Genomic DNA, 12829 nt, shown 5'->3' on the forward strand with positions numbered 1-12829 from the left:
CCTCTGGGGGTGGATTCGGCGGAGGACGATCCCCCGGAGGAACGGCCGCCGCCTCCCCATGAGGAGCCTCCAGAGGATCGTCCTCCGCCGAATCCACCCCCAGAGGAGGAGCGCCTGCGCGCCTGCTCCCGGCGCTGCTGTTCCCGCAGGATCGCCAGCTGTGCCAGGCGCTCTTCTTCTTCTTTCTGGCGTATCAGCCGGTTCGCTTCTTCTACGAAGGAAGAAATCCGGGACGCATAGGAGCGTCCCGCGGCCTCCAGCTCATCAAGGTTGTAAGGCCGGGTAGCCAGTCGCTGCTCCAGTTCAGCATACTCCGGCAGCAGGGAGAGCTGGAAGGGGCTTCTGGAAGCGATCCCCTTGGTTTGCAGCCGGTTCTGGGCCGTATCAACCTGGGCTTTCCCCTCAGAGAAGAGCCGGGTAATGTCAGACAAGCGTTGATTCAATGTGCTCAGACTTTCGCTGATATGATCGAATTTCTGTACGGTTTCTTCTTGCAGCTGAAGCAGCCGGTCCAGGCCGCTGCGGGCGTTGTCGTATTCCCCGCGCTGGTCGCTGGTCCAGGTTTCGATCTGCGGCACTTCGCCCGCACCCTGACGGAGCTGTGTGCCCGATGTCTCAAGCGCTTCTGCAAGAGGACTTAGATGATACTCCTCAAATCGGCTGCGGGCTTCAGTAATCTGGCCTTGCAGCTCATTGCGCCGCTGAGTCAGCTCACTCCAGCGGCCGCGAATCGTAGCCAGATCCCTCAGGTTATTCTGGCGGATCAGTGCCTGACGTTCTGTCATGAGGACGGCTTCACCAAGCAAGGTGTCCATTTGGGCAGCGATTCTACGTACTTCATCCATATCCCCGATACGGAGAGGCGCTTCAAGCGTTGCTGAGGCTGAAGAGGCCTGGTCAAGACTATCATAAGGCTTAACCTTCATATTGTGGAGGGAGTTCTGTTCGATCAGTGTTGCAATTTTGCTGCGTGCAGCTGCCACAACCCCTGGAAATTTATTGAGTTTATCGTCATAAGTATCAACATCCCGCAGATCCTGCTCGATTTGTTCCTGCCGTTCTTGGGCTTCCCCGGTCATATCCTGTGCGGCAATCGGGTCGAAGAGCTCCAGCTCATCCGCTTTGGCAGTTTCCTCGGCCAGTTCCTTCAGATCCTCCGCGATTTCCTCCAGCCCATAGCCGGTCTCCTTCACTGCGCTCTGGAGATATTCATTCAATTCAGGCGCATCCTTTTTCAGCTCTGTAATCTGCTGTTTGACATTGCGGTCGGCATCACTGATTACAGCTATATGCTGCTCCTCTTCCTCAAGTGCTGAGCGGTAAGCCTCCTCGGCCTGCTGCAGCTCTGTACTGGCTTCTTTGAGTGCCTTCAAATGATAGAACGGAGGCAGGGAACTCTGGCCTGAGCTTTGTAATGCGGAGATTTCCACCAGCTTGGCTGACAGCCTTTTGGAAATTCCCTCGACCATTTCCCCGGTTTTCCCCTGAACAATGCCCTGGAACGGCTGAAGGGATTCCAGGGCATGATTGGCCCTTACCAGCAGGTCTGCCAACTGCTCCTGCTGGCTGCTAAGCTGTCTCCGTCTGCGCAGACCAGTGAACAGCACATACAGTACTATTGCCAGCAGTACAATCCCAATGACGAGCGCGGCTAGTGTGAGTAGCCCAAGGCCGGAACTGCCGCTCTCTGCACGTCCAGAACCGCCGCTGTTCCGGCTGTCCGTGGTACTGCCTGCTGCTGCGCCGCTGTTCGGGGACCCGGAACTTCCACCGGTTGCAACTGCACCGCCGCTTGTGCCGGCAAAGGAATGAAGCTCCTTAATCATGGAGCGGATACCCCCGGCAAAATCGCCTTCCCGCACATAGGGAATGAAGTACGTATCCAGTATTCTCTGGATGGCCGCAGTACCCGCAGCCCCGCCGTGGGCCTGGGACCAGGTGTTGATCTCCTTCTGGAGACCCGGGTTCAGGAAATTCAGTTCAACCTGCTGGTCTTGGGCAGATATTAAGAGAAGAACATCCTGCGGCGTTAAGGCCCAGGAGTCATATACGTCTGTGGCATAGGCAGAAGCCTCAGCCCCATCCAGGGAATCCACGGTCAATACCCGAATGGTATAGAGGTCACCAGCAGCAATGGCTGCAATATCAGCCGCCTCCTGATTGGTGAGCAGACCGGCTTTATCGGTAACCATTCCCTCCTGTGCAGGAATTCCCGCCGCGTACACATTAGGCATCCATAGGAGGCTGAACATCAGGAACAAGACAACATATTTTTTCAAAGGGGCACGCTCCGATCTGAAGGGGGTCTAGTGTACTGTATATTATGCTGATAATTATACTATATCATTAAACACCCTACGGCTGTTCACTTGGGATTCAGCACCCGAAGAACCCAAAAAGCCGCATTCCCTCAAGGGGATGCGGCGTAACTGCAGGACTGCTATCTGGTTTGCAGGCAGAGTATATATTGCAATCTGGATTTGATTTCCTTTTGCCATTTCAAATCTCCAACTTTTACAGCAAGATTGAGCAGATCCAGATAATCGTCAACCTTCAGTGCCGTCCGGGTAGTGGCTGCGTTCATGGGTGTTCAGTCTCCTTTATTTCAAATATATTGAAGGGAATGATTGGATTTTCTCAATAATGATAATCATTATCAACCGTTAATGCTATTATCCACATTTTTTATCTAAAAAGCAATATAAAAAAGTGAAGGACTTCAATTTTTTTGTTTACAGGTGTACTTAGGAGGAATTGCATAATTTATCGCAGTTGCAGGGGCTTCTTGCAGGAAACATACCGTTTTTTGTCGAATAGAGCTTGATATAAATGATAGCGTGAAGCATAAAAATTCTTATATTTTGGAAAAAGGAGAATTGCGATGAAGCGGTGTAAACTCTTGCTTCTAATTAGCATTGTGCTCATGCTTGCGCCCCCTGCATCCGCTCACGCCGAAAGACAGGAAATCCGATACCAGGCAGAACTCGACTATCCGCCATACAAGTATATACAGAACGGATATCTGACCGGCTTCGATATTAACCTGACGAGTATGATTTTTGAGAATCGGGAATATCTGATTCACTACAGTACCGGCGAATGGGAGGATACATACAAACGGCTGACGCGGGGAGAAATTGATACAACAGGTCTTACCGCAATAACTGAGGAACGGAAGAAGCAGATCCTGTTCTCCAAGCCTGTACTCAAAAGCTATATATCCGTGTATTCCCGTCAGACTCTCCAAGAAGACATTAAGTTAAGCACCCTGAAGAATTACATAATCGGCGTCGGCAAGGACCAATATTCCGAGAGCGTTCTCCGAAATAAAACAGATGCCTCACAATACATAGAATATGCAACAGTACCAGAAGCGCTGGAAGCCCTGCGGAAAGGCGAGATTGACCTGCTCTTTGAAAATCAGGGAGTGGTAGACTATTTAATCGTTGAGCAGGGCTTAACCGGCAATATCGTCCGGAAAATGAGTGATTTATACCCCTTAGATGTCGCTTTTGGCGTTAGTAAGTCTAAGCCTCAGCTCGTCTCTTATATTAATGGGCGGCTGGACCGGCTGGAGCGGTCGGGGGCTTATGAGGAGCTGTACCAGCAATATTTTTTCACCCATTCCGAAAACTTCAGATCGATGATGCGCGGCCGGATAATATCCGGAATTATCATTGGTATATTACTCTTGGCCGCCGTGATTGCTGCGCTCAGAGTATATATCAGGCATCTCCGGCGGACCATCCATTCGGAGCAGGAGTTCTTCGGGGATGTCATTGAGCACAGCGGCATGATTGTATGGGCGGTGCAAGGGGATAAGCGGGTTGTAAAGTTCAATCACTATGCGGCAGCAATGACCGGACTTAGCGAGAAGGATGTGCTGGATGTGAGCCTTGAGAAGATGTCAGGGCTCGATGGCGGGACGGAAATGCTAAGAGAGCTTCTCATCCGGGCGGTGCATCAAGATTACGTAAGTAATGTGGAGCTGAAGCTTCCGGCACATTCACACGAAGCACGCTACTTCTCGTTCCGGACAACGCTGATCCGTGGAATGGACCCGCGGGCCAAGGATATATTTGTGCTCGTCGGGATGGATATAGATGAATGCAAGCAGAATGAACTCAAGCTGCAGCTCAGCTATGAGGAGCTGGAGGCCACATACGAAGAACTGTCGGCGACCGAGGAGGAACTGAAAGATCAGTTGAGCAAGCTTGCCGTAAGTGAACGCCGGTTCCGGCTTTCTTCCGAGGGCTCCGGTGCCTACATGTGGGAGCTGGACTACGAGAACGGGAGATATAAACTGTCGGAACGCTGGTATGAGGTCATGGGCTACACGGAAGAAGAGATCAACCTGTTCGAGGACGGTGTTCTCAGCATCATCCATCCCGACGACCAGGAGCCCGCGCGCAAAGCCCGGCAGGAGCACTTGGCCGGATTGACTCCAATCTATGAACTGGAGTACCGGATGCGCACTAAGGACAACAGCTACGTCTGGTTTGAAGTGCGCGGCAAGGCTATTGTAGACCACAAAGACCAAATGATGTTGTTCCTGGGCTCCTTAATTGATATCAGCAAGCGCAAGCAGGCTGAGTTCCAGCTAAGCAACAGCTACCAGGAGCTTGAAGCCACCTATGAGCAGCTGACAGCCACGCAGGATGAGCTTGTAGGCCAGTATGATATGCTGCTGGAGAATCAAAAGAATATGCACCGTTTGGCGTATATGGATTCACTCAGTAACCTGCCCAACCGTATTCTTTTACTGGAGACTATGGAGAGTTATTTCCACCGTCCCGGAGGCAAGGCGGCGCTTCTGTTCGTGGATACGGATAATTTCAAATATATTAATGATACGCTGGGCCATAAATCCGGTGATATCCTGATCCGTCAGGCCAGTGAACGGCTGCAGTCCGTTGTGCGCGAAGGGGACATGCTGTCCCGGCTTGGCGGTGATGAGTTTGTGGTGTTTGTCAAAGATACAGAGAACCCCATAGAGGTCCTTGAACTGGCAGAGCGTATTCTGCGTTCCTTCCGCAGGTCATTTCTGATCGGAGAGAGCAATTTGTATGTTTCTGTGAGTATTGGGATTTCCTTCTACCCGGAAGATGGTGAAACTACGGAAGAGATACTGATGAATGCAGATGTCGCCATGTATAGAGCCAAAGAGGAAGGGAAAAACACCTTTGTGGTCTACGACAAGTCCATGCATATGCCATTCAATGAACGGATGAACATTGAGAAACATCTGCGCAGTGCGATGATTAACAATGAATTTCAGCTGCATTACCAGCCGCAGGTGGAGATCCGGACAGGACTTATCTCGGGTTTTGAAGCGCTGATCCGCTGGAACAGTCCGGTTCTGGGCTTTGTATCTCCGCTGTCCTTTATCAAAATTGCCGAAGATTCCAGGCTGATCATCTATATCGGGGAATGGGTGCTTAGAGAGGCCTGCAATTTCATGAAAAGCATCAATGACCGAACGGGCTTACCCTACAAAATTTCAGTAAACATATCCATTATTCAGCTGCTGCAGGATGATTTCGTGGAGATCGTGCTCGACAGTCTGAAGGAAAGCGGCCTTGCGCCTAATTGTCTGGAGCTTGAAATTACGGAATCCATCTTCATGGAATCCTTTGAAAACACAGTGAGCAAGCTGGAATTCCTGAAATCCCGCGGAATTCGTATCGCTTTGGATGATTTTGGAACGGGGTATTCATCCCTGAGCTATTTGCAGCAGTTACCGATCTCCACACTCAAAATGGACAAAATCTTCATCGACTCGCTGGTGGAAAAGGCCTACAGCCAATCCTTTGTCCAGACCATCATCATTCTCGGGCATAAAATGGGCCTGGAGGTTGTAGCAGAAGGAGTAGAGGATGCTGATCAGCTGGCGTTTCTCAAGGAATCAGATTGTGACAAGGTGCAGGGATATCTCATTAGCCGTCCGGTGCCGCAGCACGGAGTGATTGAGCTGCTGGAGCCTCAGAGACGTCATGGCCCCGAATATCTGCATGAATAAATTCAGTTGCCGCATGGCACAAAAAAAGGCTTCAGAGCTTTTTGCTCTGAGGCCCTTTTTGAATGTTTGACCGTTTCTCAGGCAATAACGATTTTATTCTTGCCGGATTTTTTGGCCTCGTACAGTGCATCATCTGCCTGCTGAAAAGTGGAGCTTTTGGAGTCCGTACCGGTGTAGTCATGCATGCCTATGCTGACGGTTATTGAAGCTCCATCCATTTCGGTAATAGGCAGCTCGGCAATGGCAGTTAGAATCCGCGTCATGATCCTGCGTGAATCCTCGAGCTTCTTAGCCGTCAGAATCACAACAAACTCTTCTCCCCCATACCGGGCGGCGAAATCATCCGCACCAATATGCTTCAGCACCATTGCGGCAACCTGTCTCAGTACAATATCACCGACCCAGTGTCCATACTGATCATTAACTTTTTTGAAATTATCGATATCCAGAATAGCCAGCTGCATCGGAAACGGATTACTCTGCTGGTGATCAATCAGCCAGCCAAGATATTCATGAAAGGTTTTGTGGTTATACAGATCGGTCAAAGGATCAATCTTGGACAGCCGGTCCATAATGATATTTTGTATGCGCAGTTCCTGCTCCGATTTCAGCGAGTTCTCCAGAGAATTCATCAGTTCACGCCCCCGGGCAATGATGCCAAAACCGGCAAGAGCAGCCCCTGTTAAAATTAGGGCAATCATAACATTTTGGACGCGCACCATATAGCTAGAAGCATGTGTACTCAGGAACAGCAGGATCATATATATCAGACAAAGAATGGAACTGGCTTTCAAATAGATATTTCTCAAATAGAGCATGGAGACCAGCAAAGGGATAAGCATAATCAGAGGCTTCACATGGAATTCGTCACTGATATTCGAAATCATCAATATTGCGATCAAATGGCTGGCAATAATGATGGAGAGTTCTGACAACAAGGGACGCCATTTATGTATGGCTTCCAGCATAAGCAAGGAACCCAGAATGATAAGGTCAGGAATCAGTATATTATTGATCAAGAAGCTTTTACCTGAAAAGTCGGGGCGTTCCCCGCTTATGGATAAAGAGATTATGATTTGAGTGGCCAGATAGACAAGCAGTACTACCCAGAATGCATTTAGGATCAGACGGTTCCAGTACGTTTGGCGAGGAGTTGGCGGTGGAATATGCATAGGATGTTCCTCTTTTCCAGTGGCAATGTATCTATAGATTCGACAAAAATCACTGTTTTCCTCCAAAAAACGAATGAGACATTCGTACTATATATTGGAATTTTCCATTTCCTATCCTGGGATTTATTCATCAATACTAATATGTTGGAATTATGAATGTTCGTGTTTAGGTGTTTATTCAGTGTGTTTCCTAGAGTTTATATGCCATATGTGCATGGAACACGAATTATTGGCACCAAAACTCCTTGACACATCCGCATATGTTCTGTAATATTCCTATTGGCTGATAAAACAATGATTAGCTGTTCGTATATCCTCAAAGATAAGGTTTGGGGGTTTCTACAGGGAACCGTAAATTCCTGGCTACGAATAGGATGCTTTTAGCATACCTATGAAGTGGTCAGGATTTTTTGTGCTGCGTTATAGAAGAACTATGATTACCGCAGAAACGGATACCGTCCTTGTTAGATACATGAGGCCCGTTTCAGCCTGGGAGGAACAGAGAAACCGATGAGTAAATATGATGTGATTGTCGTAGGTGCCGGTCCGGCCGGAATCTTCGCCTGCTATGAATTGACGCGCAAAGCCCCTGAGTTGAAAGTGCTGCTGGTGGACAAGGGTCATGATATCTACCGGCGCAATTGCCCGATTCTGGAGGAGAAAATCAAACTCTGCCCTCCAGCCTCAGGACGCAAGGAATTCGCCGGCTGTCTGCCTGCCTGCTCCATCACCGCCGGATTTGGGGGAGCGGGTGCCTACAGCGATGGCAAGTTCAATATCACCACGGAATTTGGCGGCTGGATGACCGATTATCTGGCACCATCCAAAGTGCTGGAGCTGATCCAGTATGTGGATGACATCAATCTGGAGCATGGAGCTACACCGGTCATTACGGATCCGACAACCGAAAGCATCCGGGGCATCGAGCAGCGGGGATACGCCGCCGGGCTTAAGCTGCTGCGGGCGCAGGTGCGCCATCTCGGAACAGAGCAGAACCTGGAAATCCTGAAATCCATATATGAATATTTGCGGACACGCATAGATATGCTGTTCAAAACTGAGGTTCAAGATATCGTTACAGCTAAAGAAGAGGGCAAACACCGGATTACAGGCATTGTGCTGAAGAATGGTGAGAGCTATGAGGCAGGCAAGGTTATGATCGCTCCGGGGCGTGACGGCTCGGCGTGGCTGACGGATGTGCTGAAGAGACGCCGGCTCAAGATGTACAACAATCAGGTGGATGTTGGCGTTAGAGTGGAAACGTCGGACGTCGTGATGCGGGAGATTAATGAGCATCTCTATGAAGGAAAGTTCATCTTCAACACCTCCGTAGGCACACGTGTCCGTACGTTCTGCAGCAACCCATCCGGACATGTTGTCGTGGAGAATCACAGCGGAGTGATGGCGGCCAATGGGCATTCCTACAAAGACCCTGCGCTGGGTTCCATGAATACCAACTTTGCGCTGCTGGTTTCGCATACCTTTACGGAGCCTTTTGACAAGCCGAATGAATATGCGCGGGAAATCTGCAAGCGGGCCAATGATCTGTCCAGCGGCGGTGTCATTGTCCAGAAATATGGGGATATTCTGCGCGGACGCCGTTCCACTGAAACACGGATTAAGGAAGGGTTTCTGGAGCCTACGCTGAAGGAAGCGGTGCCTGGGGATCTTGGGCTGGTGCTGCCGTATACAACGATGAAGAGTCTGATTGAAATGGTAGAGGCACTGGAAAAAGTCACTCCGGGCATTGCCTCCGAGCATACGCTGTTCTATGGCGTGGAAGCGAAATTCTATTCCGCCCGGCCGAAGCTGACAGAGAAGCTGGAAACGGAAATTTCCGGTCTCTACTGCGGCGGTGACGGAGCGGGCATCACCCGCGGGCTGGCCCAGGCCGGTGCTGCAGGGGTCTGGATTGCGCGGGGGATGCTGGAGTAAGAGACCTTCGGGTTCTGCAATGCAAGAGGAACTGTAGAATCAGAGGACAAAAGGGGTGCGTGTGGGGAGCTGCCGGAAGTGAAGTGGAACGAGTCCACTTCAATAGACGAAAAAGCTTTTCGTGGAGGCAATAGTGGGACAAAGTAGACTTGATTTAAGCGGATTCACACAAAAGGATGGAAAAGGGTCGGATTAGATCTACTTTTTCCAGCTAGCGCTAGGGGAGAACCGGGATAAGATCGATTTAAGTTCACTTTTTCCAATTAACCTGCCGCCGAATCTAATGAGGCTACCCAGTCAGCTCTAACCAGGAAAATCTATAACGGCTACGCTGTTCAATAAAGGACAGTGTAGCCATTACGAAGCAATCGTGCATTACTCTCTCCAGAGCGGTCAAAGACCGGCGGGGAGAGATTATTGGTGTAGTGGGCATAGAACTGGCAGTGTAGACTCAAGCGATTAATCCTGTATGGAAAGGACTTGAAGCTGGTTCCAGATCCGCTGCCAGTTCTTCTTCGCCATCCGGGATTCATAGACCGGATGCAGCTTGGGGTTGGCGCTAAAATGCGGGGAGGGGCGGACGATCATCCGGATCACATCCGAGACCCCGTGCGGAGCGGCCAACCTAAGCTCCCCGTGTTCGTCTATCGCCAGACCTAGCGCAGTCGCTGTCTCGGGGAACTTGGACATACCATCTGTGGACGAGGAGTACGGGGCAATGCCGTTAACCTCATGCATTCTCGCCTGGTTTTTGACTGACCAGGGGATAGAAGGGTACCCACTCCGCAGCTTTTCCTCCCAGATCTTCTCGACCTCCTCCCGCAGGTCTTCCGGGTCGTAATAGATCACATCCACATCCGCCAAGGGTGTTCTCTCAGCAAAGCCATGCTGCATATCCCAGACTTTGGAGCGCACAAATCCCGCACACACCCAGGAGTCTGGTAATTGCAGCTCCCTTGCAGCCGCCAAAATATCCATCATCCAGCGATCTTCTTTCACCGCCTGCAGCAAATCCTCTTCATTATGTATCCGCAGCATCAGCACCTCCATGAATTACACGCATTATTCTCATTATAAACCTTATTTTGAAGAGCTCACTATATACTCCCCATGATTCGGTGAACCTCTGTAATCACAGCGATTCATTGGGCCACATCATCTAATTCTTAAGTTCAGTTTATGTAGTGGATTGCTTATGCAGCAAGGTGCATTCTATAATGGACCGATAGATTGACCTTTGGAGGCGTGGCTGTGGGACATAATCTGACGATACTGCTGCAATTGTTTGAGAGGGCGGCACTGCTGCTGATGTGTCTGTTCGTGCTGACACGGGTGCCGCGGTTTAAGGAGATCTTCGTTAAAGGGGCGTATGCTCCCCAGGAACTCGCGATGGTGACGGTGGTCTTCAGTCTGTTTGCAATCCTCGGTACCTATACAGGTATAAATGTAGAAGGCTCCCTGGTGAATGTGCGGATTATCGCCATCGTGGCCGGAGGGATTCTGTTTGGTCCATGGGTAGGCTTGATTACAGGCATTATCTCCGGGGTTCACCGTTTTCTCATTGATATCGGGGGAATTACTTCAGTACCCTGCCTGATTACGAGCATTACAGCGGGGATAGTCTCGGGCGTCATTTATCGCCGGACCTCCGCAGAGCGCCGCTGGATCGCGGGAATTCTGGCCGGAATGGCCTGTGAAGCGCTGACGATGGTGCTGATTCTGGTTATGGCGAATCCGGCGTCCCTGGGTGCGGACATCGTCTCCAAGATTGCTTTTCCAATGATTGTCGGCCAGATCAGTGTGGGTCTTATCGTCATGCTCGTGCAGAGCGTGGAAGGGGAGAAAGAGCGGATTGCCGCGAAGCAGTCCAAGCTGGCTCTCGACATTGCCAATAAGACGCTGCCGTATTTCCGGAACATCAACCCCCAGTCGCTGCGGACCATTTGCGGGATTATCAAGGATGATATTGGAGCCGATGCAGTCGCCATTACCGATACCCGCTACATCCGCGCCTATGTTGGCGTTGGAGAGGAATATTATGCGGAAGCAAACGAGATTATCAGCGAAGAAACGAAAATGACTCTCCGAAGCGGCGAGATTACCATCCGCGACGATGATACGGAATATATGAACCGGGCGATCCGCTCACTGATCATTATCCCGCTCAAAGAGAAGGGCGAGGTCACGGGCGCGCTCAAGATTTATTACACCAAAGCCCATAAAATCACCTACTCCCTGCAGGCGATGGCGGTGGGGCTGTCGCAGATTATCTCTACGCTGATGGAGGTGTCCCGGGTGGAGGGCATCAAGGAGATGGCCAACAAGGCGGAGCTGAAGGCGCTGCAGACGAGCATTAATCCCCATTTTCTGTTCAATGCGCTGAACGCGATCATTTCTTCCATCCGCATCGACCCGGATAAGGCGCGGGAGCTGATCGTCAATCTGTCAGGCTATATGCGCTACAATCTGGAGCTGACTGACGAATTCATTGATATCCGGCGCGAGCTGCAGCAGGTCCAGCAATATGTGGAGATCGAAAAAGCGCGCTTCGGCAGTCGGCTTGCCGTGGAGTATGACATTGACGAGGTAGAGGTGCGGATTCCCAGTCTGATCATTCAGCCGCTGGTGGAGAATGCGATTGTCCATGGCATCCTGAAGGTGAAGGGTCAAGGGACGGTGACAATTTCCGTGAAGGACCTGGGAGGCATGGTGCGGATAGGTATTACCGATACGGGTGTAGGGATCAATCAGGAAACGATTGAGAAGGTCTACAGCGGAGATATGCCGGATAACAAAATCGGGCTGTACAACGTGCATCAGCGGGTAAAGCTGATATACGGCAATGGCTTGACGATCCACCGGCTGGATAAAGGGACGGAGATCTATTTCGACGTCACAAAGGAGCAGCGATGAGAGCGATAATTGTAGAGGATGAAGTACTGGCAAGGCAGGAGCTTGCTTTTCTGATCGGGGCACACAGCAACATAAGAATTGCCGCCGAGTTCGAGGACGGGCTGGACGCGCTGAAGTATCTGCAGACGGAGGAAGTGGATGTGCTTTTTCTGGATATCAACATTCCTTCCATTGACGGTGTGCTGCTGGCCCAGAATATCAGCCGGTTCTCGGTCAAGCCCTATATTGTGTTCATTACTGCGTATAAGGAGCATGCTGCCGAGGCGTTTGAGATTGAAGCTTTTGACTATATTCTGAAGCCCTACAGTGAAACGAGAATTAAGGCGATGCTGAGTAAGCTGGAGGGGGCATTTGCGGCACGCGGACACCAGGCGGGAGAAGAACATGTGAAGGTCAGCGACAAGGTCAACCTGTGGAAAAATGAGAAGATCATCGTCGTCGATGCCGATGAAATCTATTATGCTTCGGCGCAGGAAAAAACAACGAGTGTTATAACCAAGGGGGAGGAGTACAGTATGGCCTTAAGCATCAGTGAGTTTCACAGCCGATTGCCGCAGGACCGCTTCTTCCGCTGCCACCGCTCATATGTCGTGAATCTGTCCAAAATCAAGGAAATCATCCCCTGGTTCAATAATACCTACCTGCTCCGGCTGCGCGATCTGGACTATGAAGTGCCGGTCAGCCGCAGCAAGGTGAAGGAATTCAGGCAGATCATGCGCATCTAGCGGCAGTTCATTCCCCGATTAAGTCATCTCATTCCGGATTTCTCTCAAGAAAGTGCATTTTCGCT

General features: G+C 50.5%; 8 protein-coding genes and 1 riboswitch. Of the genes, 4 read left to right on the forward strand and 4 right to left on the reverse strand.

Annotated features, from left to right (window positions below):
- Together A3844_RS13300 and A3844_RS32780 are read right to left on the reverse strand one after the other, a co-directional pair.
- On the reverse strand, window positions 1–2279 hold a 2279-nt coding region (locus tag A3844_RS13300; protein WP_074107634.1), incomplete at its 3' end, for a TPM domain-containing protein.
- Between the two features lie 161 nt (window positions 2280–2440).
- The gene (locus A3844_RS32780) at window positions 2441–2584 is read right to left on the reverse strand and encodes a hypothetical protein (RefSeq protein ID WP_167330798.1); all 144 of its coding nucleotides are present in this window, start codon (window positions 2582–2584) and stop codon (window positions 2441–2443) included.
- Between the two features lie 297 nt (window positions 2585–2881).
- Between A3844_RS32780 and A3844_RS13305 the strand changes: the two genes are divergently transcribed.
- Window positions 2882–6019 carry an EAL domain-containing protein gene (locus A3844_RS13305; RefSeq protein ID WP_074107635.1) on the forward strand — a complete coding sequence of 1046 codons (3138 nt, stop codon included), beginning with the start codon at window positions 2882–2884 and terminating at the stop codon, window positions 6017–6019.
- A 77-nt stretch (window positions 6020–6096) separates the two neighbouring features.
- On the opposite strand, the gene A3844_RS13310 is transcribed toward A3844_RS13305, so the two are convergent.
- A complete protein-coding gene (locus A3844_RS13310) occupies window positions 6097–7191 on the reverse strand; it encodes a GGDEF domain-containing protein (RefSeq protein WP_074086644.1) in 1095 nt (364 codons plus the stop codon).
- 286 nt (window positions 7192–7477) lie between these two features.
- A riboswitch (purine riboswitch) is annotated at window positions 7478–7577 on the forward strand.
- Window positions 7578–7701: 124 nt separating this feature from the next.
- On the opposite strand from A3844_RS13310, the gene A3844_RS13315 reads away from it, so the two are divergent.
- On the forward strand, window positions 7702–9126 hold the full coding sequence (locus A3844_RS13315; RefSeq protein ID WP_074086645.1) for an NAD(P)/FAD-dependent oxidoreductase: 1425 nt from the start codon (window positions 7702–7704) through the stop codon (window positions 9124–9126).
- 459 nt (window positions 9127–9585) lie between these two features.
- Here the strand turns inward: A3844_RS13315 and A3844_RS13320 are convergent, their stop codons facing one another.
- Window positions 9586–10164 (reverse strand): nucleotidyltransferase family protein, encoded by a 579-nt coding sequence (locus tag A3844_RS13320; RefSeq protein WP_074107636.1) that lies wholly within the window; start codon window positions 10162–10164, stop codon window positions 9586–9588.
- Between the two features lie 270 nt (window positions 10165–10434).
- Here A3844_RS13320 and A3844_RS13325 point away from each other — a divergent pair, with 270 nt between their 5' ends.
- A complete protein-coding gene (locus A3844_RS13325) occupies window positions 10435–12039 on the forward strand; it encodes a sensor histidine kinase (RefSeq protein WP_208619427.1) in 1605 nt (534 codons plus the stop codon).
- On the forward strand, window positions 12036–12764 hold the full coding sequence (locus tag A3844_RS13330) for a LytR/AlgR family response regulator transcription factor (RefSeq protein WP_074086647.1): 729 nt from the start codon (window positions 12036–12038) through the stop codon (window positions 12762–12764). The genes A3844_RS13325 and A3844_RS13330 overlap by 4 nt, the downstream gene beginning before the upstream one ends.
- Window positions 12765–12829: the final 65 nt, after the last annotated feature.

Source organism: Paenibacillus helianthi (assembly GCF_001909055.1).
GTDB classification, from domain to species: Bacteria; Bacillota; Bacilli; order Paenibacillales; family Paenibacillaceae; genus Paenibacillus_AQ; species Paenibacillus_AQ helianthi.

What these genes read in the sequence shown, in the direction of transcription:
- A3844_RS32780 (WP_167330798.1), bottom strand. Translation starts at nt 2,584, where the DNA reads ATGAACGCAGCCACTACCCGGACGGCACTGAAGGTTGACGATTATCTG.
- A3844_RS13305 (WP_074107635.1), top strand. Translation starts at nt 2,882, where the DNA reads ATGAAGCGGTGTAAACTCTTGCTTCTAATTAGCATTGTGCTCATGCTT.
- A3844_RS13310 (WP_074086644.1), bottom strand. Translation starts at nt 7,191, where the DNA reads ATGCATATTCCACCGCCAACTCCTCGCCAAACGTACTGGAACCGTCTG.
- A3844_RS13315 (WP_074086645.1), top strand. Translation starts at nt 7,702, where the DNA reads ATGAGTAAATATGATGTGATTGTCGTAGGTGCCGGTCCGGCCGGAATC.
- A3844_RS13320 (WP_074107636.1), bottom strand. Translation starts at nt 10,164, where the DNA reads ATGCTGCGGATACATAATGAAGAGGATTTGCTGCAGGCGGTGAAAGAA.
- A3844_RS13325 (WP_208619427.1), top strand. Translation starts at nt 10,435, where the DNA reads ATGTGTCTGTTCGTGCTGACACGGGTGCCGCGGTTTAAGGAGATCTTC.
- A3844_RS13330 (WP_074086647.1), top strand. Translation starts at nt 12,036, where the DNA reads ATGAGAGCGATAATTGTAGAGGATGAAGTACTGGCAAGGCAGGAGCTT.